Origin of the sequence: Pseudomonas sp. Pseusp3 (assembly GCF_047304225.1) — a bacterium.
Taxonomy (GTDB): Bacteria; Pseudomonadota; Gammaproteobacteria; order Pseudomonadales; family Pseudomonadaceae; genus Aquipseudomonas; species Aquipseudomonas fluorescens_CD.
The window spans coordinates 1-22036 of sequence record NZ_JBGLYV010000002.1; the positions used below are offsets into that span (position 1 = coordinate 1).

General features: G+C 59.1%; 18 protein-coding genes and 1 pseudogene. 6 read left to right on the forward strand and 13 right to left on the reverse strand.

Annotated features, from left to right (window positions below; all coding sequences use genetic code 11):
* The 4 genes from ACCD00_RS00935 to ACCD00_RS00950 all read right to left on the reverse strand — a co-directional run.
* A partial coding sequence (locus ACCD00_RS00935; protein ID WP_413421123.1) for an acyl-CoA dehydrogenase family protein occupies positions 1–365 on the reverse strand: 365 nt, incomplete at its 3' end.
* Positions 366–385: 20 nt separating this feature from the next.
* Entirely contained in the window at positions 386–1732 is a 1347-nt protein-coding gene (locus ACCD00_RS00940; RefSeq protein ID WP_413421125.1) for an MFS transporter, read from the reverse strand.
* A gap of 6 nt (positions 1733–1738) precedes the next feature.
* The gene (locus ACCD00_RS00945; protein WP_413421127.1) at positions 1739–4264 is read right to left on the reverse strand and encodes a TonB-dependent receptor plug domain-containing protein; all 2526 of its coding nucleotides are present in this window, start codon (positions 4262–4264) and stop codon (positions 1739–1741) included.
* Between the two features lie 104 nt (positions 4265–4368).
* On the reverse strand, positions 4369–5106 hold the full coding sequence (locus ACCD00_RS00950; RefSeq protein ID WP_413421129.1) for an enoyl-CoA hydratase/isomerase family protein: 738 nt from the start codon (positions 5104–5106) through the stop codon (positions 4369–4371).
* Positions 5107–5217: 111 nt separating this feature from the next.
* Between ACCD00_RS00950 and ACCD00_RS00955 the strand changes: the two genes are divergently transcribed.
* A complete protein-coding gene (locus tag ACCD00_RS00955) occupies positions 5218–6240 on the forward strand; it encodes an alcohol dehydrogenase catalytic domain-containing protein (protein WP_413421131.1) in 1023 nt (340 codons plus the stop codon).
* 2 nt (positions 6241–6242) lie between these two features.
* Positions 6243–7736 carry a class I adenylate-forming enzyme family protein gene (locus tag ACCD00_RS00960; RefSeq protein WP_413421133.1) on the forward strand — a complete coding sequence of 498 codons (1494 nt, stop codon included), beginning with the start codon at positions 6243–6245 and terminating at the stop codon, positions 7734–7736.
* Here ACCD00_RS00960 and ACCD00_RS00965 read toward each other — a convergent pair.
* Positions 7733–8518 carry an IclR family transcriptional regulator gene (locus ACCD00_RS00965; RefSeq protein ID WP_413421135.1) on the reverse strand — a complete coding sequence of 262 codons (786 nt, stop codon included), beginning with the start codon at positions 8516–8518 and terminating at the stop codon, positions 7733–7735. The two genes, ACCD00_RS00960 and ACCD00_RS00965, sit on opposite strands and share 4 nt — an antisense overlap.
* A gap of 117 nt (positions 8519–8635) precedes the next feature.
* On the opposite strand from ACCD00_RS00965, the pseudogene ACCD00_RS00970 reads away from it, so the two are divergent.
* Positions 8636–8914 (forward strand): annotated as a pseudogene (locus ACCD00_RS00970) (heme-binding protein); the annotation flags it as partial.
* A gap of 111 nt (positions 8915–9025) precedes the next feature.
* Here the strand turns inward: ACCD00_RS00970 and ACCD00_RS00975 are convergent.
* From ACCD00_RS00975 to ACCD00_RS01010, 8 genes are all read right to left on the reverse strand, one after another.
* Complete coding sequence (locus ACCD00_RS00975) at positions 9026–10987, reverse strand: FAD-dependent oxidoreductase (RefSeq protein ID WP_413421137.1); 1962 nt, start codon at positions 10985–10987, stop codon at positions 9026–9028.
* Positions 10988–11026: 39 nt separating this feature from the next.
* On the reverse strand, positions 11027–11368 hold the full coding sequence (locus ACCD00_RS00980) for a cupin domain-containing protein (RefSeq protein ID WP_413421139.1): 342 nt from the start codon (positions 11366–11368) through the stop codon (positions 11027–11029).
* A 69-nt stretch (positions 11369–11437) separates the two neighbouring features.
* Positions 11438–11800 carry a hypothetical protein gene (locus tag ACCD00_RS00985; RefSeq protein WP_413421141.1) on the reverse strand — a complete coding sequence of 121 codons (363 nt, stop codon included), beginning with the start codon at positions 11798–11800 and terminating at the stop codon, positions 11438–11440.
* A gap of 435 nt (positions 11801–12235) precedes the next feature.
* Positions 12236–13660 carry a gamma-aminobutyraldehyde dehydrogenase gene (locus ACCD00_RS00990; RefSeq protein WP_413421143.1) on the reverse strand — a complete coding sequence of 475 codons (1425 nt, stop codon included), beginning with the start codon at positions 13658–13660 and terminating at the stop codon, positions 12236–12238.
* Between the two features lie 33 nt (positions 13661–13693).
* Positions 13694–15343 (reverse strand): 4Fe-4S dicluster domain-containing protein, encoded by a 1650-nt coding sequence (locus ACCD00_RS00995; protein ID WP_413421145.1) that lies wholly within the window; start codon positions 15341–15343, stop codon positions 13694–13696.
* 94 nt (positions 15344–15437) lie between these two features.
* Positions 15438–16367 carry an electron transfer flavoprotein subunit alpha/FixB family protein gene (locus ACCD00_RS01000; RefSeq protein ID WP_413421147.1) on the reverse strand — a complete coding sequence of 310 codons (930 nt, stop codon included), beginning with the start codon at positions 16365–16367 and terminating at the stop codon, positions 15438–15440.
* Between the two features lies 1 nt (position 16368).
* Positions 16369–17118 carry an electron transfer flavoprotein subunit beta/FixA family protein gene (locus ACCD00_RS01005; protein ID WP_413421149.1) on the reverse strand — a complete coding sequence of 250 codons (750 nt, stop codon included), beginning with the start codon at positions 17116–17118 and terminating at the stop codon, positions 16369–16371.
* 356 nt (positions 17119–17474) lie between these two features.
* Positions 17475–18023 (reverse strand): cupin domain-containing protein, encoded by a 549-nt coding sequence (locus ACCD00_RS01010; RefSeq protein ID WP_413421151.1) that lies wholly within the window; start codon positions 18021–18023, stop codon positions 17475–17477.
* 394 nt (positions 18024–18417) lie between these two features.
* On the opposite strand from ACCD00_RS01010, the gene ACCD00_RS01015 reads away from it, so the two are divergent.
* The 3 genes from ACCD00_RS01015 to ACCD00_RS01025 all read left to right on the forward strand — a co-directional run bounded on the left by ACCD00_RS01015 (position 18418) and on the right by ACCD00_RS01025 (position 22025).
* Complete coding sequence (locus ACCD00_RS01015; RefSeq protein ID WP_413421153.1) at positions 18418–20478, forward strand: FAD-dependent oxidoreductase; 2061 nt, start codon at positions 18418–18420, stop codon at positions 20476–20478.
* Between the two features lie 8 nt (positions 20479–20486).
* Positions 20487–20846 (forward strand): cupin domain-containing protein, encoded by a 360-nt coding sequence (locus ACCD00_RS01020; protein WP_413421155.1) that lies wholly within the window; start codon positions 20487–20489, stop codon positions 20844–20846.
* A gap of 78 nt (positions 20847–20924) precedes the next feature.
* Complete coding sequence (locus ACCD00_RS01025; RefSeq protein WP_413421157.1) at positions 20925–22025, forward strand: polyamine ABC transporter substrate-binding protein; 1101 nt, start codon at positions 20925–20927, stop codon at positions 22023–22025.
* Positions 22026–22036 lie beyond the last annotated feature (11 nt).

Genomic DNA, 22036 nt, shown 5'->3' on the forward strand with positions numbered 1-22036 from the left:
CGGAAGGTACCACTGCGTTCGGCAATGGCCCCCGAGGACAGCTGGCGCTCGACGAAGGCTCCGAGGTACAGGCGCTGCTGCTCGGGGCTGGCGATAAGACGCAGGTGCTCGACGGTGGCGAAATGCGGGAACAGCGCCTGGGCGACACTGGGATCGGCCTTGCCCAGGGCGATGAAGATCTGCGCCACCTGCAACTGGCTGATGTCGCCGCCGCCCAGCTCGGCAGGAACCCGGGCGGCGCCCAGGCCCGAATTGCGGATCAGGTCGAGTTGCGCATAGGGCAGGAGCCTGCCGGCATCGCGCTCGGCGGCGCCAGGTTGGATCTGAGTGGCCAGTTGTTGGGCAAGGTCGAGGTAATCGGTCATGGAAGTGTCCATCGAGAAGGTCAGGAAGCGTCGCGCAGGGCGTGCCGTGGCACGCCGAACAAAAGGATCAGGGTGCCGCTGGCCACCAGGGCCGCGACGATGTAGAGCGCCAGGCTGATATCGCCGGTACCGGTCTTGATCGCACCGATCATGATCGGCGTCAGCAGGCTGCTGATCTGCCCGCAGCAGTTGACCAGCGCCAGGCCGGCAGCTTTGGCGCGGTCCGACAGGTAGTAGGTGGGAATGGTCCAGAAGATCGCCGTGGCCACCAGGTAGCCGCTGGTCATCAGGGTCAGCACGGCAATCGCCGAGTAAGGGCTGAACAGGAAGCCGGGCAGAATCAGCATTGCCAGCGCCGCGCTCAGGCCACCTAGGGCGAAGTGCCAACGGCGCTCCTGATGCAGATCCGAATGCCGACAGGCCCATAGCATCAAGGTGACACCCACCACATAGGGCACGGCCGAGAGCAGCCCCAGTTGCCCGAGGTGACTGATCCCCGACTCGCGAATGATCGAGGGTGCCCAGATGTTGGTGACATTGCCGGTGCACATGATGGTCAGGCAGTAGGCCAGGGTGATGAACCAGACCTTGCGGTCCTTGAGGGCTTCGACGAAGCGCTGATGACCGCCGGGTTTGCGCTGTTGCCGTTCATGGGCCAGGGCCTGCGCGATGGCGTACTTTTCTGCATCGCTCAACCAATTGGCGGTGGCCGGCTTGTCATCCAGCCAATACCAGGCGAACAGCCCGGCGAGCACCGGGGGAATGCCAGTCACCACGAACAGCCATTGCCAGCCGGTAAAACCACCGAGCCCGGCGAAGTGCCCCATGATCGAGGTTGACAGCGGGCCACCGATGATCCCGCAGACGGCGATCGCCATGATGAACCGCGAGGTGATCCGCGCCCGGTGGGTCGCGGGAAACCAGTAGGTCAGGTACAGGATCACGCCGGGAAAGAACCCGGCTTCGGCTGCCCCCAGCAAGATCCGCAGCACATAGAACTGCGCCGGAGTCTGGGCGAACGCGGTGGCGATGGTCACCAGCCCCCAGAGGATCATGATTCGGGTCATGGTTTTCTTCGCGCCGATTTTCTCCAGCAACAGGTTGCTGGGGATCTCGAACAGCAGGTAGCCAATGGAGAACACCCCGACGATGATGCCGAAGGTGGCGTCGCTGATGTTCAGGTCGGTCTTGAACTGCAAATGCGCGAAGCCGATGTTGACCCGGTCCAGCCAGTTGAGGACAAAACAAAGGAACAGGAACGGCATGATGCGCCACACCAGTTTTCGGTACAGGCGCTGGTCGAAGGCCGGTACCGCGCTGTCGGCGTGCGGATGAGCATGGGCGCTCAAGGTGCTGGGAGTGTTCATTGGCCCTTACCAGCTCACGTCGACTTTGGCGAAGTAATAGGCGCCTTCCAGACCGTAGGGCGAGTACCAGCTGTAGGTCGGGTTGTCGGTGGGGAAGAAGTAGAAGCGCTTGGCTTCGTCGTTGAGCTGCTGGGGCCGGCGGTCGAAGATGTTTTCCCCACCGATGGTCAGTTTCACCGCGTCGCTCAGGTAGTAGCCCAGGCTCAGGTCGGTGATGAAGGCCGGGCGGATTTCTTCGTCGCGGCTGGCGGAAATCTGATTGCGCCCGGTGACTTTGGAGTAACGGGTTTCCTTGAGCGTGAGGTCGAAGTCGCCCAGTTGCCAGGCGGCGGTCAGGGAGGTGACGTTCTTCGGGTAGGCGTCGGTCAGGTTGCCCTGGCGGTCGCGGCCGACCGCGCTGATCCCGGTGCCGGCCAGTGCCGCGGGCTCCTTGATCTTCTCGATGGTCTGCAGGCTCTGGTTGCTGAGCAGGGTCCACTTGGTCTTGCCATAACGGCCCAGGTCGTAACGGTAGTCGGCCACCAGGTCGATGCCGCGGGTGCGGGTATCGGCGAGGTTGCCGAAGTAGGAAACGATCTGGTTGGGGTTCAGTCCCTGGGTGGCCAGCAGGTTGGAAACCGCCGTACCTTGCAGGTTGCTGGTTTGCAGGATGCGATCCTTGATATCGATCTGATACAGGTCGACGGTGACGTCCAGGTTCTCGGTCGGCGTGGCGACAAAGCCCAGGCTGTAGTTCATCGAGCGTTCCGGTTTCAGATCCTTGGCGCCCAAGGCTTGCCCGGCTGCGTCGTCGACGGTCACATAACGCGTGGTCGCCTGCTCCAGTACGCCGCTGAACGGATTGGTGCGCCATGCGGTGAGTGACGAGGAGTAGTACTGCTGTTGCAGGGACGGTGCGCGAAAACCGTTGCTGATAGTGCCGCGCACGGCGAATTGCGGGGTAAAGGCATAGCGTGTCGAGAACTTGCCGCTACCGGTATCGCCGAAGTCGCTGTAGTGCTCGAAACGACCGGCCAGGCTCATGTCCCACTTATCGGTCAGGCTCTGGTTGAAGTCGACGTAGCCGGCGGTATTGGTTCGCGAGTAATTATGCGCGTCGGCCGGGGTGAAACCCACCAGCCCTGGCGCGCCCGGGTTGGGACGTTGGCCCGCCAGGGGGTGTCCGACCGGGAACACATAGCCGCCATCGGCGTAAGATGCGTACTCGCCGTCCTGGATTTCAAACCCATCGCGACGAAACTCCAGGCCTGTAGACACGTTCAACGGCTTGGCGAACAGCCCGGTGTCGAACGAGCGGGTCAGGTCCAGGTTGTTGGTCCATTGGCTGGCGATCAGGTTGCCACCATCCATGTTGCGGGGGCTGTCCGGCCCCAGGGACGGGTTGAGCGAGCGTTCGTTGCGGGTGTTGGCGTTGTTGTAGCCATAGCTGGTGCTCAGGTCCCAATGCCAGCCCAGCAGATCGTCGTTGCGTACACCGAACACGTTCTGGAAGTCGTCTTCCTCGACCACGAAACGCGGCGAGAAACCGTCCGGGTACACCGAGACGATGTTTTGCGGCGAGTTGGCGGTGCGATAGGTGCCCCAACTGGTCGAGTTGCGGTGGCTCAGGGTCGAGAACGAGTACAGGGTATAGGCGTCGTTGAGCGGCAGTTCGGTGTTATAGGCGAAATCGTAGGTCTGCGCCCGAGGCTGGCCCAGTTGCTGGCGATAGCGGCTTTCGCTGGTTTCCCGCGGATCGGGCCGGCCGTTCTGGCGAAAATAGATACTGGTGCGGTCTGGAACCGCGCCCGCGACGTTGGAGCTTTCCTGAATGCCGATATCGGCGCTGAGACTGAAGAAACCGTCGTTGGGCAGTTCGAAGCCCTGGTTGATCTGGCCCTGGCCGCGGGCGCCGAAATTGCCCTTGCCGCCAACCCGCTCCTTGTACTGCCCATACAGTGCACTGGCGCTACCACCGGAACGGTTGTCCTTGAGGATGATATTGATCACCCCGGCGATGGCGTCCGAGCCGTATTGTGCCGCCGCACCGTCGCGCAGCACTTCGACGTGATCCACGGCGCTGATGGGGATCAGGTCGAGATCTGCGGGTGACTGGCCGCTGGAGGCGGCGGCGTTCTGTACGAAAATCAGCGAGGTGTTGTGCCGGCGTTTGCCATTGACCAGCACCAGTACATGGTTGCCGCCCAACCCGCGCAGTGTCGCGGACTTGACCGACAGGCCGGTGCCGCCGGTGAAGCCCGCGGCGTTGGTATAGGACGGCACGCTGGCGGCCAGGGCGTCGCGCAGATTCTGTTTGCCAGAGCGAGCCAGGTCGTCGGCACTGATGACGTCGATAGGGGCCAGGCTCTTGGCCACGGTGCGGCCGCTGTCCCGGGCACCGGTAACGACCACGGTCTGCAGGGCGGTTTCGTTGGCAGCCGCCGGTCGTGGTCTGTCTTCTTCGGCCAGGGTCACCTGGCTGGCGCAGAGCCCGAGGAGGCTGGCGCTTAGCAGGCTGAGCCTGGGATAAAAACGGGTGCAGGGGTGAGACATGGTGAGGCTCCAATGAAGAGGTGCCGCTTTCCATTCCTGGTGGTGGGTGTGCCTGACAGTACTGGCGAAGCTGGGTGTGTTGGTTTTTCGCTTATTGATGGGCGCTACCGGTCGCGCATGACGTCCTGGCGAGCCTGGTCGACCAGCGCCATATGGCGTTGCAGGCGGCTTTTCCTTTCCGCCAGTAACAAGGCCTTGGTCCATTCGACAGCCTTGCCGGAGTGCGCGGCCAGGCGTGTAGCCAGTTCCACGGCGCTGTCATAGGGGTTGTCGACCACGCGATTGACCAGGCCCATGGCCAGCGCCTGATCGGCATCGAACTGACGGGCGCTGAGCATGATGTCCAGGGCCGCCGCTTCGCCAATCAGGCTCGGCAGGGTGATAGCGCTGAAGCCGGACAGCATACCGTGCTGCACTTCCGGAAAATTGAATCGGGTGTCATGCCGAGCAATGCGGAAATCGCAATGGATGGCCAGGCTGATGCCCAGCCCCAGGGTGTAGCCGTGCAAGGCGGCAATCACCGGTTTGTTCAGGTCATGGCCAACGCCGGGCAGGGCGCGGGCGAGCAGCTCGCTGCTGACGGTCTCGCCGGTGGTGGCTATTTCCTTGAGGTCGGAGCCTGCGCAGAAGGCTCTCTCGCCAGCGCCCCGCAGAACGATTGCGCGAACGGCACGATCGTTCTGCGCGCGCTGCCAGGCCTCGCCCAGCTCATATTTGGCCTGGCTGTCCAGGGCGTTCAGGCGCTCCTGCCGATTGAGGGTGACCACCAGAACACCTTCGCCAACCTGTTGATACTCGACTGTCATGACTTCGATTTCATTGAGTGTGAAAGAAAGACGCATTGCCCCTTGAGGTCCGCGTCAAAGTGGGGAAAACTTAATTTATGCGCACAATGCGCACAACATGTTTGTTATACGAACATATTCTTACCAAATTACTAACGGTTATAAAAAATGAAAGCGATAGTTCTAAAAGCCTTTGGAGGGCCGGAGCAGTTGCAAGTGCAAGAGGTGCCGACACCCCAGGCCGGCCCGGGTGAAGTCTTGGTCAAGGTGCAGGCGGCCGGGGTTTGTCACCACGATCTGCTGCACCGCGCCGGTCATCTGCCAGGGGCGCATGTCGGGGTAGTGCTGGGCCATGAAGTGGCGGGCGACGTGGTCGAGGTCGGGGCGGGGGTGTTGCAACTGGCCGTGGGCGCCAGGGTCGTGATCTACCAGCGACGTTTTTGCGGGCAATGCCGGGACTGCCTGCGCGGGCGCCAGGATCTGTGCCGGGCCTTGGGCCTGCCCTCGGTGGACACCGAAGGGGCCTATGCGCAATACCTGCGGGTGCCGGCTATCTTGGCCGTCGAACTGCCCGAGGGCCTGGACTATGCCCAGGCTGCGCTGGCGTCATGCCCGATCGCGACCAGCGTCCGGGCCTTGCAGGGCGAAGCGGCCCTCAAGCCCGGCGAAACCGTGTTGATCAACGGTGCCAGTGGCGGTCTGGGAGCGCACCAGATTCAACTGGCTCGGGCGCTGGGCGCCAGGGTGATTGCCGTTACGGGCAGCCCGGAGAAACGCGACTTCCTGCATGCGCTGGGGGCCCATGAGGTGATCGTGGCGAACGAGGGATACAGCGCCCAGGTCTGGACGCTGACCGGCAAGCGCGGCGTGGACGCGGCCATGGATAACCTCGGGCATACCCTGCAAGACACTCTGCGCTGCATGGCCCTGGGGGGGCGGGTGGTGGTGCTGGGCAACGTGCGCCCTGGCAGCGTCCCAATCAATCCGGGCCTGTTGATCGGACGGCGGCTCAAGGTTCAGGGTTCGGGCAGTGCGACGCTTGAAGAGTTGCGCATGGCGCTGGCGCTGATCCACAGCGGCCACGTCAGGCCGTTGATCGACCGGGTGCTGCCTTTTCATGAAGTGGCCCTGGCCCATGCGCTGCTGGAGTCGCGGCAGGTCAGTGGACGTATCGTCCTGAGCGGGTGGTAGCCATGGACATCAGTACGCTGCTTGCCCAGGCCGCCTGCAAATGGCCAAACGAAACGGCGCTGCGGGAACCGTCCAGTGCTCGGACCCTGACCTTCCTGGAGCTCGATCGGGCCCTCGATGCTGTCGGCCACGCCTTGGACGGGCTGCGGATCGCCCCCGGAGCCCGGGTCGCGCTGTTGGCCGACGCCAGCATCGACTACCTGCTCGCCGACTATGGCTGCATGGCCAACGGCCGGGTACGGGTGCCCCTCGATCCGGCGCTGGCCGCGGACGAATTGCTGGCCCAACTGCGCGACGCCGGCGCCGTGTTGTTGCTGTTTTCACCCGCGTACACGGCACTGGTCGAAGACTTGCGCCTGGCGGGTATCGAGTGCCGGCCCTTGAGTTCAGTGAGTGAAGCCGCGCCCCCGGCAGGGCAGCCACGGCCAGCGCAATCCCCCCAGGCGCTGGCCTCACTGAATTACACCGGCGGCACCACCGGCGCGCCCAAGGCGGTCATGCACCGGCATGCGAGCCTTTGCGCGGTGCTGCAGAACATCGTCATGGCCCGCGGCGCCTCAGCCGGCGATGTGCTGTTGAATGTCCGCCCGTTGTGGCCGATCGCCGCTGTCGCGGTATTGGCGCATCTGCTCAGCGGTGGGCAAGTGGTGCTGGACGGGCGCTTCGATGGCGAACGCTTTATCGCGCAACTGCACGAGTATCGGGTCGCCTTCAGTTCGCTGGTGCCGACCCAGCTTTTGCGGCTGATACGCGAAGCGGGTGCCGGCCCCGAGGACTTGCCCTTCTTCAAGAGCCTCGACGTGGGGGCCGCCGCGCTGGCGAGCGACGTCCTGGACGGCGCGTACCAGTTGTTTGGCGAGCGGATCAGCGTGCTTTACGGCATGACCGAAGCGCCCTGGAGCTGCTACCTCTCGGCTTCGCAGATGGCTGCGGCACGGCGTGCCGGAGAGAGCGCCGAAGGCCTGGTGGGACGTCCGGTATTTGCTGCGGCGGTGCGTATCGACCAGGCCGATGCCAATGGCGTCGGCGAAATCCTGCTCGGCGGACCGCAGTTGATGAGCGGCTATTGGCAACTCGAAGCCCTCAGCGCCCAGACACTCGACCAGGGCTGGCTGCGCAGCGGCGATCTGGGGCGGCTTCGCGATGACGGGCAATTGCTGGTCCTGGGGCGCTGTAAGGACATCATTCGCAGCGGTGGAAAATCGGTACAGCCCGGCGAGGTCGAACAGAGCCTGTTGGGCCATCCCGGCGTGGCCGACGCCCATGTGTTCGGCCTGCCGGACGTCGAGTGGGGAGAACAGGTCTGTGCCGCGGTGGTGCTGGATGGCACGCGGCAAGTGTCGGCAGCGCAATTGATTGAGCACTGCCGCGCGCAGTTGTCGCGGTACAAGGTGCCGCGGCGGATTTACTTCACCGATCAGTTGCCACGTTCGCACTACGGCAAGGTGCAGAAGAACCGGTTGCTGGCGGCTCTCGGCCCCGACCTGCTGTCCTAAAGGCTGCCCAACTGCGCCGCGATGCCTTCGCAAGCTCGGCGCACATGGCTGGCCAGGGAGGAACCGGAGTGGGTCTCGTCCTCCATCTCCAGCCCGGCCACTACCACGGCGCCCATGGCGATTGTGGCCTCGGGCCGGATGGGGAAGGCCACCGAGGACAGGCCGGGCTTGAACTCACCGTGACCGAAGGCAAAGTCCGCCTCGCGGCGAATCTGCTCGAGGGCTGGCAGCACCCTGGCATAGCGCTCTTCACCCAGGATGGCCAGGGCCGTCGATTCGCCGTAGGTGGCCAGTATCGCCCGCCCGCTGGGGCTGCCGTCGATGGGAAACTGGTCGGCCAGGTCTACGATCACGTTGAGCGGAGTCGACGGGGTCCACATCCGTTCTATCAGCACAACTTGATCGCCTACGGGAACCGACAACGAAACGATGGCCTGGCGCTCGCCGATGACGCGCTGCAACTCGATGGCATAGGGCAGGGCGATCTTCCTCAGGTTCAAGCGATTCAGATAGGCCGCCGAATAGATCAGGCTCTCGGGTCCGATGCGGTAGGTGCCGCCCTGGGACTCGATCAGGCTCCAGTAGGTCAGGGTCTTGAGCAGGCGGTGGATGGTCGTCCGGTCGATCCCGGTCAGGCGCGCCAAGTCCAGCGCACTGGCGCCATGCTTGAGCCCGGCAAGGGTGCGCAGCAGCACAATCGAGCGGTCAATGACCTGAACGCGTCCGCCTCCAGCGTTGTCCTTGCCGTTGTTGAGTGCGGGTTGAGTCGAAGAAATATCCATTGTGGCAGTGGTTTCCGAAAGCTTTTTGATCGGCTGGCACGGAATGCCGGCTCGGCCGGAGGACAAGGTTAACGGTGATCTGCGACGGGGTGAAGAGGAGAGTGAAGTAAACCTGGGTTAGTGCTTGGACATCTGGACGGTTGTGCACCGATCAGCGCCTACATCGCCACAGAGAAAGCGCGCAGCTCGGCCCTCGGTCGCCGCGAAACGAAGGGCGACGAGGATATGGTCAACGGAGGGCGCAGTGCCTTTTTGTCTGCACCGATGCTGACCTCTCTGGAAGGAGGGGTACTGGTGCTGATCGATGGCCAGGTGGTCGGTGCGATTGGCGTTTCCGGGGTCAAGGCCGATCAGGACGCGAAAGTCGCCCATGCCGCGGGCTCGGCCCTGGTGTGAATCGATCCATTAGCAACTGCGCCAGGACAGCATGGAACGCGATGAACCCAAAAAAGAGCCACAGGCCAGGCTAAGGCGCTGCGGCTAAAGGGTGATATCGGACAATCAGGTCTAAATTGCCCAGCCGACCTTCATTCCTTCGTAGATGGCTTCCTCGGCACTGCGAGGGGCAAGGCAGTCGCCGGCGCGATGAATTGCAATGCTGTCGTCCAGTTGATCAGCCAGATCGTCGATTGATTCGTGCCCGGTGCACAGAACCAGGGTGTCAATGTTCTCGAAGATGATGGGTTCGCCGCTCGCCGTGTGCTGCATGTAGACGGTGGAGTCATCGCAACCGTAAAGCCGGGCATAGGTGGTCACCGCGATCTTCAACTTGTGCATTTCACCGACCATGTTGTCGCGGACGTAGAGTGGCAGGATCTCACCGACGTTGAGTCCATTCACCGCAAGCTGAACGTTGTGGCCAGCCCTGGTCAGGATTTCGGCTATGCCGGGCCCGATCCAATCGCAGCGCCAATCCACGACGACAACGGAACGGCCCACCTTCACTTCGTTGCGAAGTATTTGCCAGGCGTTGACGACCTGCAGATCCCCGCCCGCTTCGTAGCAAGGGGTGTATGGCTTCGCGCCGGTTGCGAAGACGACAGCGTCAGGTTTGGCCTCATTGATGATTTGCGCTGTTACGCGGGTGTTCTTGAACACCTTGACGTTGGCCAGTTCAAGTTCGCGTTGGAGGTTCGTGCTTGCGCCGCCGAATTCGCTTCGCCGGGGAAGTAGTTGAGCGAGGAGGACCTGCCCGCCGAGTTGCGAAGTCGCTTCGTACAGGGACACGTCATGGCCTCGCTGGGCCGCGGTGGCAGCCGCCTTCATGCCGGCGGGGCCACCACCGATAACCATCACCTGCTTTTTTACCTGGGCCGCAGTGACAACGCCGTAGCGCAGCTCACGGCCGGTCTCGGGGCGCTGGATGCAGGAGATCGGGAAACCCTTGTGGAAGTGACCTATGCACGCCTGGTTGCAAGCGATACAGGCGCGTACGTCGTCGGCCTCCCCGCTGGAGGTCTTGTTTGGCATCTGCGGATCACAGATCAGAGCCCTTGTCATACCGCAGACATCCGCCTGTCCCCGGGCAAGGATCAGTTCGGCCTCCTGGGGCGCATTGATTCGCCCGGTCACGAACAGCGCAATGGACAGCTTCGACTTGAAACGGGCGGCTTCATTCGCGAGGTATGCCGCTTCAACCGCCATCGGCGGAACGATATGAATCGCACCGCCGAGTGTTGCTGACGTACCGGCGACGATATGCACGTAGTCCAGACGATCCTGGAGCCGTTGTGCGGCCTGAAGAGACTCCTCTTCAGTCAGGCCATCGGCATCGCGTTCATCAGCCGAAATGCGCATCCCGACCACGAAGTTTTCGCTCGTCCGGGCCCGCACCGCCTCGATGATTTCATCCATGAATCGCAGTCTGTCCGCGATGTCACCGTTATACTGGTCCGTGCGCCGATTGATGCGCGGGTTCAAGAACTGCGACGGCAGGTATCCGTGGCTGGCAACAATCTCCACGCCATCGATGCCTGCGGCCTCCAGCCTGCGAGCGGCTTCACCATACCCAGCAACGATCTCGTCGATCATTTTCTGATCGAGCGTTCGGGGCATGACGTGAAAGCGTTCATTCGGCGTGGCGGAGGCCGAGTAGGCGACGGCCAAGGGGCCATCGCTGGACTCCATGATCTCGCGTCCCGGGTGGAATATCTGCGAAAAGACCACCGTCCCATTCGCGTGGCAGATATCGGCGATCCGACGATAGCCGGCAATGCAGTCGTCATCGGTGGCCATCAGCACATGAGAAGTGTACCGGGCACTTTCGTGTACACCTGCAACTTGCAGAATAATGAGCCCTGCGCCACCTTCGGCTCGGGCCTTGTGGTACGCGACTAACTGCTCGTTAACCAGGTTGTCGGTGGGCATGGAGGTGTCATGCCCGGTAGACATGATCCGGTTCTTCAGGCGCTTGTTACGTATTTGAAGAGGTGAAAACAGGTGCGGGTACGCATCTTTTGAGGCAGGCATCTTAGAGGTCCTATCAGCGTGTTTAACAATGACGTGCTTTTAGTTGCTCCAGTTGACTGGGTACAGCGCGTAAAAGACCTTGGCTTTTTTGCCCGAGTAAGCGAGGGGTGTCTTTTCTGGAATCCAGATAACATCACCCGGTTTTGCAGCTATCGTGGTTTCGCCGAGAACGAGTTCAAACTCACCTTCCAGGACGACGATCAGCTCATCGTAAAGCACAGTCCAGTTGATCGAGATGTCATCGAAATAAGCGATTCCGGCGCCCATCGTCTGGCTTTCATCGGTGCCTACCAGGCGACAAATGGCAGCCCTGTTCAGGGGCTGTCCGCCATAAGACGAATAGACCATCTCATCACGCTTGAAGTGAATGGTGTTGGACATAGATCAGACCTCTGGGTGGTGTTTCCATTATTTATTGCACCAAAGTTGCATAGGGTTCTTGAGTGCGAACTAACGGGCTGGGTGGCAGTGCTTTGCCTGAGAGCGTTCCAGTGCAACAAGAACCCCATAGGCGACTGCTGTCATAATGATCATGATGTACGGTAGCCAGGCAAATACACCCTCGGATTCGATCATGAAGTAATAAGCCAGGATGACGGCAAACGTCAGGCCGCCGATGGCAATTGCCGGGATATTTATTACATTCTGCTCCCCGGATTTAATGATTTCTTTAATGGCATCTATGCTGAGCAAGACATATGGAATGATCCAGAACAGAGAGAACAGCGTAGAAAGATAGTTCGCCGAAAGGATCGGTGGTGCACCTGCAAAAACCTGAAGTGCCAGCGGAATAATCGCAGCCGAAGTAGCCATCAGAATCGTCGCGGCCGTGGGCGATCCAAACTCGGGATGCACACTCGAAAAGACCGAGGGAAGAAACTTCTCGGTTGCCGAGGTGGCAATACTCGGCTCCCATAGTTCATGAACGCTACAAGACTGGCAAATGCGGCTCCGGTAAGCAGAAGAGGAAGGCATCCGGCAGCCATTGCTGCGCTGGGGACAACTTGTTGGCCGGATAGGCCCAGCAGGGTTACTCGAAACAGAGACTTTGGTGGGGTATTAGCCTTGAGCGTTTCTGATGTATAGGATTCAAATGCCGTGCCGGCGTCTTGATATTTCGTCATGTTGTCTCGGACCTTAATTATTATTGTCAGCGGCCTGTAAGCCGGAAATAAAATCCATTGACGCTAGAGGCAATGCAGATAACGGCGTCTGCACTTCCATGTGCAGCCCGCAGGGCACTAAAAGTTAGTGCTTGATCATTACGTGGCGGATGGAGGTGTAATCTTCCAGGCCGTACATGGACAGATCTTTCCCATATCCCGACATCTTTTGCCCGCCATGAGGCATTTCGTTGAGCAGCATGAAGTGGGTGTTGACCCAGGTGCATCCGTACTGAAGGCGAGCACTAAGGCGATGGGCACGGCCCACGTCCTGCGTCCAAACAGAGGATGCCAATCCGTAGTCGGAGTCGTTGGCCCAGGCCAGTACCTGGGCTTCGTCGGTGAACTTGGTGACCGACACGACGGGGCCAAAGACTTCGCGCCGTACGATTTCATCGTCTTGCTTCGCGTCAGCAAGCACCGTCGGCTCGAAGAAGTAGCCGGGGCCATCAACCGGCTTGCCGCCAGTGACTACTCGGATGTGCGGTTGAGCAATCGCGCGATCGACCAACTCTTTCACCCGGTCACGATGTTGGGAGGTGATCAGCGGGCCCAGTTCGACACTGTCTTCATCCTGAAGACCGTACTTGAGGGTGCTTACCGCTGCGCCCAGTTTCTCCACGAACTGTTCGTAAATGCCTTCCTGGGCATAGATGCGGGTGGCGGCGGTGCAGTCCTGGCCCGCATTGTAGAAACCAAAGGTCCTGATCCCTTCGACTGCCGCATCGATATCGGCGTCATCGAAAATTAGCACGGGTGCCTTGCCTCCCAGCTCCATGTGCATGCGCTTGATCTCGCTACTGGTGCTCGAAATGATGTTCGCGCCAGTCGCGACGGAGCCGGTAAGCGAGACCATCCGAACTTTCGGGTGAGTCACGAGCGTCGCCCCAACCGAGGGTCCGCGACCGAAGACAATGTTGAGCGTACCTTGAGGCAGGACTGTGTTTACGAGTTCGGCCAGGCGCAGTGCCGTGAGCGGGGTTTGTTCCGAGGGCTTGAGGACGACCGTGTTACCGGCGACCAGTGCAGGTGCGATCTTCCACGCAACCATCATCAGCGGATAGTTCCAGGGTGCGATGGACGCGATGACGCCGATGGGATCGCGGCGAATCATCGAGGTATACCCCGGCAGGTATTCGCCGGCGGCGCTACCGTTCAGGCATCGAGCGGCCCCCGCAAAGAAACGAAACACGTCAGCCACGGCAGGCAGTTCATCGTTGAGCACGGCGGGATAAGGCTTGCCGCAGTTCAGCGACTCAAGGCGGGCAAGTTCTTCAGCGTGTAGGTCAATGAGATCGGCAATCTTGAGCAGTGCTGCGCTACGGTCTTTGGGCGAGAGGCGAGACCAGCCTTCAAACGCCGCTTCGGCGGCGTCGATGGCCGCATTGACCTGGCTGGCGTCAGCTTCGGGGATTTCGATGATGACCTCGCCGGTCGACGGATTCAGGACCGCCTGGGACGCACCAAGACCGGATATCAGTTTGCCATCGATCAGTAGTTTGGTTTGCATTGTTGTACCCATATTTATTGTTTGATCAGGGAATTACATGTTGGCGTAGTTGGGACCGCCGGTTCCTTCCGGGGCCACCCAGGTGATGTTCTGGGCCGGGTCCTTGATGTCGCAGGTTTTACAGTGCACACAGTTCTGGGCGTTGATCTGGAAGCGCTTGATCCCGTCATCGTTGTTCAACACTTCGTAAACACCTGCCGGGCAGTAGCGCTGCGCGGGTTCGTCGTAGAGGGGCAGGTTCTTGACGAGCGGGATGCTCGCGTCAGCCAGGCGCAGATGCACCGGTTGGTCTTCTTCATGGTTGGTGCTGGAGAGGAACACCGAAGAGAGTTTGTCGAAGCTGATCTTTGAGTCCGGCTTCGGATACTCGATGCGTGGGGACTCGGCGGCTGGCTTCAGGCAGGCGTAGTCCGGCTTGTTGTCGCGCAAGGTGAAGGGAGTTTTGCCACCAAACCAATTCTGGTCGATGTAGTTGAAGGCACCGCCGACCAAGGCGCCGAATTTGTGAATGGCGGCGCCGAAGTTGCGGCTGCGAAACAGTTCGTCAAACAGCCAACTGGATTTGAAGGCATCGACGTAGCCGGTGAGCTCGTCACCCTTGCGACCTGCAGCCAGCGCTTCAGCGGTCGCTTGCGCAGCCAGCATGCCCGACTTCATGGCGGTGTGGCTGCCCTTGATCTTGGCGAAGTTCAGAGTGCCCAGATCGCAACCGATCAGCGCGCCGCCTGGGAAGACCATCTTCGGCAGGGCGTTCAGGCCACCCTTGCAGATAGCGCGGGCGCCATAGGCCACACGCTTGCCGCCTTCCAGGTACTGCTTGACGACCGGATGGTGCTTGTAGCGCTGGAACTCGCCGAACGGCGACAGGTACGGGTTGCTATAGGACAGGTCGACAATCAGGCCGACGACCACCTGGTTGTTCTCCAGGTGATAGAGGAAGGAGCCACCTGGATTCTCGTCGTTCAGTGGCCAGCCGGCAGTGTGAACCACCAGGCCGGGCTGGTGTTTGCTCGGATCGATGTCCCAGACTTCCTTGATGCCAATGCCGTAGTGCTGGGTGTCGGCGTCGCAATCCAGGTTGTACTTCTTGATCAGTTGCTTGCCGAGGTGACCACGGCAACCTTCGGCGAACAGGGTGTACTTGGCGCGTAGCTCCATGCCGAGGGTGTAGTAACCTTCTTTCGGGTTGCCTTCGCGGTCGACGCCGAGATCGCCGGTGACGATGCCGCAAACAACACCGCCCTGGTCGAACAGCACTTCCTGGGCGGCGAAACCCGGATAGATCTCCACACCCAGGCCTTCCGCCTGTCGGGCCAGCCAGCGGCAGAGGTTGCCCAGGGAAATGATGTAATTTCCCACGTTGTGCAGGGTCTTCGGGACGAAAAAATGGGGAATTCGCTTAGCGTTTTCCGGTCCTTGGAGCAGGTAGATGTCGTCGCGGGCTACAGGGGTATTCAACGGGGCGCCCAGGTCTTTCCAGTCAGGGAAGAGTTCGTTCAGGGCGCGAGGTTCGAATACGGCGCCGGAGAGGATGTGGGCACCGATCTCCGAACCTTTCTCGACCACGCATACGCTGATCTCCTGTCCCGTTGCGGCGGCCTGCTGCTTCAGTCGGCATGCGGCAGAAAGCCCGGCAGGGCCAGCACCGACGATGACGACGTCATATTCCATAAATTCACGCATGTGCTTCGTACTTATTATAAGAGTGGCGTGTAAAAAGAAGCCGGCAGAACCGGCTAAAGCGGGAACCGTTGTTTCGAGAGCGGCAACCTATCCCTTAAAGGGCTTTCTCCAGCTCTGGAATGAGCTCGAACAGATCACCGACCAGGCCGTAGTCCGCGACCTGGAAAATCGGCGCCTCTTCGTCTTTGTTGATCGCGACGATGACCTTGGAATCCTTCATGCCTGCAAGGTGTTGGATGGCGCCGGAGATACCTACGGCGATGTACAGCTGCGGCGCGACAATCTTGCCGGTCTGGCCGACCTGCATATCGTTCGGTACAAAGCCAGCATCGACGGCAGCACGGGAGGCACCCACGCCGGCACCGAGCTTGTCCGCCAGGGAATAGAGCAGGCTGAAGTTGTCGCCATTGCCCATGCCCCGACCGCCGGACACGACGATCTTGGCGACGGTCAGTTCCGGGCGGTCGGACTTGGCCAGCTCTTCGCCGACGAAGGCGGATTTGCCTGCATCAGTGACGATATTGATCGCTTCAACCACGGCGTTACCGCCCTCAGCGGCGGCGGCGTCGAACCCGGTGGCACGCACGGTGATCACTTTCACGGCAGCCGAGGACTGCACGGTGGCGATGGCGTTGCCGGCGTAGATCGTACGCTTGAAGGTGTCGGCGCTTACAACAGCGATGATTTCGGAGAGCTGGTCGACGTTCAACAGTGCGGCTACGCGCGGCAGGTAGTTCTTGCCGTTGGTCGTAGCCGGGGCCAGTACGTGGCTGTAGTCCTTGCCCAAGGTGGCAATCAACGGCGCAACGTTTTCCGGCAACTGATGCGCATAAGCGGTGTTGTCGGCAACAAGTACCCGAGACACGCCAGCAACCTTGGCAGCGGCTTCGGCGGCAGCGCCGACATTGGAACCCGCAACCAGCACGTGGATGTCGTCACCCATCTTCTGAGCGGCAGTGACGGTATTCAGAGTCGCAGCGCCCAAGACGCCGTCGTTGAGTTCAGCGATTACCAGGATTGCCATCTCAGATCACCTTCGCTTCGTTTTTCAGTTTCTCAACCAGTTCAGCCACGGACTTGACCTTGATGCCGGCCTGGCGCGTGGTCGGCGCTTCAACTTTCAGGATTTTGACGGTAGATGCGGTGGATACGCCGAGGGCGTCCGGTGTGACCACGTCCAGCGGCTTCTTCTTTGCTTTCATGATGTTCGGCAGCGATGCGTAACGCGGCTCGTTCAAGCGCAGGTCTGTGGTAACGATGGCGGGCTGGTCCAGCACGATGGTTTGCAGGCCACCATCGATCTCACGAGTCACATTGACCTTGTCGCCCGTCACTTCGACCCTGGAAGCGAAAGTACCCTGTGCATAGCCGCTCAGGGCGCCCAGCATCTGGCCGGTCTGGTTGTTGTCGCTGTCGATGGCTTGCTTTCCGAGGATGACCAGTTGCGGCTGTTCCTTGTCGAGCACGGCCTTGAGCAGCTTGGCCACGGCCAGAGCGTTCAGCTCGTCGTCGGACTCAACCAGTACAGCGCGGTCAGCGCCCAGGGCCAGGGCAGTACGCAGTTGCTCCTGGGCGGCGTTCGGACCAATGGTGACGACGACGATTTCGCTCGCAATGCCTTTCTCTTTCAAGCGTACGGCCTCTTCCACGGCGATTTCGCAGAAGGGGTTCATCGACATCTTGACGTTGGCGAGATCAACACCGGAGTTGTCCGCCTTCACGCGGACCTTCACGTTGTAATCAACGACCCGTTTTATCGCTACCAATACTTTCATCTTGTTATTACCTAGCCTGCTGGAGGTGTAGCAATGCGTATTTGGAGCCATCTGCGTGGAGCGATGGCCGCGCTTTTTGGGTGACGGAACTCACGAACCGAGCCTGCGCGGGCTTCCTTTCGAAGGAGCCGGGAAAAGCGCTGACGGTACGAGAGATGCTCGTGAAATTTTATACGTTTTTTCACGGCGCCAGGCAAGCGGTTTGAAATGAGAGCTCGTCGATTTGAAAAAAACGTTATAAATCAGTTGATTACGCGGACGGTGAGAGGCTGGGCCCGCGTGAAAAACTCGGGGCCAGAGCTGGAAGGGGGGAGTGAAGAGCGGTGGATGTGCCCAAATAGGCGAATGAAATGGGGTTAGCGGAGGGCAAATACCCAAACAATTTTGGTTGGTATTTGGCCCTTGTTGACGTAGCTGTGCGGGGTGCTGGACGTGAAATGGAAGCTGTCACCCTCAACCAGGTGAAGTGTTTCTCCATTGATTGTCAGTTCCAGTTCACCATCCAGAACCAGGCCGCCTTGTTCTCCCGCATCCGTCATCAGATCGTCGCTTGATCTGGAGCCCGGGGCAATTTCTGTCAGCAGCATATGAAACTTGCCAGAAATATCGGGCGACAGAAGTTGGTCCTTTATGCCCCCGCGATAATCAAGCGCCGAGCGCTCCCGGCGTTTCACCAGGACAGGGTGCTTAGGCAGTTCCTGCTCGGAAGTAAAAAAGCTCAAGTAGTCGACTTCCAAAAGCTGAGCGATCGCCCCGATGTCTTCAATGCTCGGTTGGGAAAGTCCTCGTTCGATCTGAGAGACAAAACCAATCGATCTGCCAATTCGATCAGCTACCTGCTGAAGACTGAGACCTTTTTTCTTGCGCAGATATTTGATTCTCAGGCCTGCAACGTGGTCGTTCATTCTTGGCTCCAAGGGGTACACGCGGATGGCGAGTAGGTTTTAAGGGGTGGGGGATAGCGGGTGTTGCCGCAAATGATAACCAATGTCGGTTTTTGGTCGGGACGGCCTGCAGTATACCGGACGTCGTGAAAACTTCAGATTTTGTTCATGGGATTTTCACATTGGTGCTCTGACAAAGTCAGGGATGAGCAGCTCCTGACGGCCGCACAGGCCACTTGACCACAGGCTGTGCGCACTGGCGCCAATCGCCAGGTAGCCGGGCTCAGTCTGAGCGGGTGTGAAATAAATATATTTCCTTCATGAAATATATTGCATATTTTCATATGCTGTTTCACAGTGATGGCCATAACAACGTAAGGAGCGCCAAGCTCCTGGTCATCCAGAGGTACGTCCTGTGACGACAGATCCGCGCTATTCCATTCTCTTCGAGCCCGTGAAAATTGGGCCCGTCACGGCTCCCAACCGTTTTTTCCAGGTTCCTCATTGCAATGGCATGGGACACGTCCGGCCAAACATGCTCGCGGCTATGCGAGGCGTGAAAGCGGAAGGTGGTTGGGGGACGATCTGCACGGAAATTACTGACATTCACCCCACCTCTGACCAAGGGCCCTATGCCGAGGGCCGGCTTTGGGATGATGCCGACATCCCTGCCGTCCATGCCATGACCCGGGCTGTTCAGGCGCATGGAGCCTTGGCGGGGATCGAGTTGGCGCATGTGGGCCTGGCTTTTGGCAACCAGGACTCGCGGATGCCGCCAATCGCGCCGTCCCACCGGTCAATTGCTATGGAAGAGCCGATTCAGGCGCGGGGGATGTCGCTTCGAGACATCAAGGACTTCAGAACCTGGCATCGAAATGCCGCGCTGCGCGCCAAGCGTGCTGGCTTCAACATTATCTACGTCTACGCGGCGCATAACCTTTCGATCCTTCAGCAGTTCCTGCTTCCTCGCTACAACACTCGTACCGATCATTACGGCGGCAGCCTTAAAAATCGTGTTCGCCTGCTGCGTGAAGTGCTCGAAGACACTAAGGATGCTGTGGGCGACACCTGTGCGGTCGCGTTGCGTTTTTCGGTTGAAGAGCTCATGGGGGACGACGGCATTCAGCATGACGCCGAAGGACGTGAAATCGTCGAAATGCTGGCCGAGCTTCCCGATCTCTGGGACGTGAACGTTGGTGACTGGGAACACGACTCGGCACCCTCGCGTTTCTCGCAGGAGGGTTACCAGGAACCGTACATCTCCTTTGTAAAGCGAGTCACCAGCAAGCCTGTCGTCGGGGTAGGCCGGTACACCTCACCCGACACGATGGTTCGCCTGATCAAGGCTGGCGTCATGGACCTCGTCGGTGCAGCCAGGCCCTCCATCGCCGACCCGTTCCTGCCGAACAAGATCAAGGAAAATCGCCTTGAGGATATCCGCGAGTGCATCGGCTGCAACATCTGTGTTTCGTCCGACCAGAACATGGTTCCGCTGCGTTGTACGCAGAACCCGACCATGGGGGAGGAGTGGCGTCGAGGCTGGCACCCGGAGCGTATGAATCCGAAGCGTTCCGATGATTCGGTTCTGGTCATCGGCGCCGGTCCTTCGGGCCTCGAGGCGGCGCGTGCGTTGGGCGAGCGGGGTTATACCGTTGCCCTGGCCGAGGCCTCGGCTGAGTTGGGCGGTCGTGTATTGAAAGAAGGTGGCCTGCCGGGGTTGGCGGAGTGGCGTCGTGTTGCGGATTACCGTGTGCAGCAGCTTCTGAAATCCACGAAAGTAGACATTTACCGAGAGAGCAACCTTTCAACGGAGGACGTTCTGGGTTTTGGTTTCCAGCATGTACTGCTGGCAACCGGCGCGACCTGGCGGGGCGATGGTGTGGGTCGAAGCCTTCATCAGCCGGTACCTGGACTTGGCACCATCCCCGTCTTCACGCCCGACGACATCATGGGCGGCAACCTGCCCAAAGGCGAGGTAGTGGTGTTCGATGACGACACTTACTACATGGGCAGCGTTATCTGCGAGTTGCTGGCGAAGAAGGGATGCCGGGTTCGCCTTGTAACTCCCTTCCCCGTTGTTTCTCCCTGGTCCTATTTCACTTGGGAGCAAAGGCGAACGCAGGTACGCCTGATGGAGCTTGGGGTGGAAATCAACACTAACCGTTCGCTGTGCAAGCTGACGGATAACGGTGTCGTGACTGCCTGTACCTACACAGGGCAGGAATATGAGATTGCAAGTGCAGCCGTGGTGCTGGTTACCGAGCGTCTACCGAATGAAGGTCTCTACCTCGATCTGGTCAAAGACAGTTCTGCGCTTGACGTTGCGGGAATCAAATCGGTCCGTGCAATAGGCGACTGTTATGCGCCAGGAATTATCGCCAGTGCTGTTTACAGCGGTCATCTGGCGGCGCGTGAACTGCAGGAAACGGAAGAGGCAATTGCCTTCCGTCGCGAACGAATCATCGTCCACTCGTGAGTAAAAAAATGAACAAGAAACATGTAGAAGACGTGGTGTCTTTCTGCCGCTCTGCTGTGGAGCCGGCCATTGAGACTGTCAATCACGCTAACGTTCTCTCGGGAGAATACATCTCCACAACGTGGCTTCATTATTACGATGCTGAATCTGGATACTCTGTTGGTGTCTGGGAGGCAGGGAGTTTCCGGGAGGCATTTATCTCGGAGCAAAACGAATATTGCCATTTGCTCGAAGGCGTCGTTCGGCTGACCGACAGTGAAGGAAAGTCCGAGGATTATTCACAAGGAGACTCGTTCGTTATTCCAGCCGGCTTCGATGGAGTCTGGGAGAACATCGTTACGGTCAGGAAGTACTTCGTGATTAGCTAAAATATTTAACATATGAGCCGTGGAAGCGGCTCATATGCTTGGGTAAGTACTTTCTTCTTCATGTGTGTGGAGTCAGAAATGAATAAGATCCTGGCGTTTTCAGTTTTTGCTTTTGCGTTTGGTCTGAGTGCAGTTCAGGCACAGGAAAAACCTTCTGGTAATGTTGTAAATATCTATAACTGGGGGGATTACATTGACCCTGCTTTGAAAGAGCAGTTTCAAAAGGAAACGGGCATCACTGTCGTTTATGATGTCTTTGATTCTAATGAAACTCTGGAGGGCAAGCTCCTCTCGGGGAATACAGGATATGATCTTGTAGTTCCGTCAATTCAATTTCTAGCCCGGCAGGTCAAGGCAGGCGTTTATCGAAAGCTCGATAAGGAGAAGATTCCCAATCTCTCGAACCTGGACCCTGCAATGCTGAAGCTGATCGAGTCCAGCGATCCTGGTAACGTTTATGGGGTTCCTTACCTCTGGGCCTCGAATGGCATTATCTACAACCCGGTAAAGGTCAAGGAGACTCTGGGTATAGACGCTATTGACTCTTGGTCTGCGGTTTTTGATGTTGAAAATATCAAAAAGTTATCCAAATGTGGCGTGGCTTTTTTCGAATCGCCTGACGAGATTTTTCCTGCTGTACTTCAGTACCTCGGAAAGGACCCCAATACGACTGACCTGAAGGATTACAAGGAGGCGTCAGACCTTCTGGAGAAGGTAAAACCCTACGTAACCTATTTCAACTCGTCGAAGTATGTTTCCGATCTTGCCAATGGAAATATTTGCCTCGCCATTGGCTATTCCGGCGACCCGGGACTCATTAATTCGCGAGCTGAAGAGGCAGGTAATGGCGTTCATGTTAACTTCGCCGTCCCGAAAGAAGGGTCAAAGCTAAGTGTCGACATGATGGCGATTCCTGCGGATTCAAAGAATCCGGAAAATGCCGAGAAATTCATTAATTTCGTGCTCGACCAGAAGGTAATGGCGGCGATTACAAACTACGTTCACTACCCAAACGCAGTGCCAGGTTCAAAGCAGTTCACTTTGCCAGAAATTTCCAATGATCCAGTGATTTATCCGCCGGAAGACGTTGCTCAACGCCTGGTTGTCATTAAGTCACGTTCGCCTGAACTAGTAAGATTTATCACTAGGTCTTGGAATAAAATTAAGAGCGGTAGTTGAACTGTCGTTCA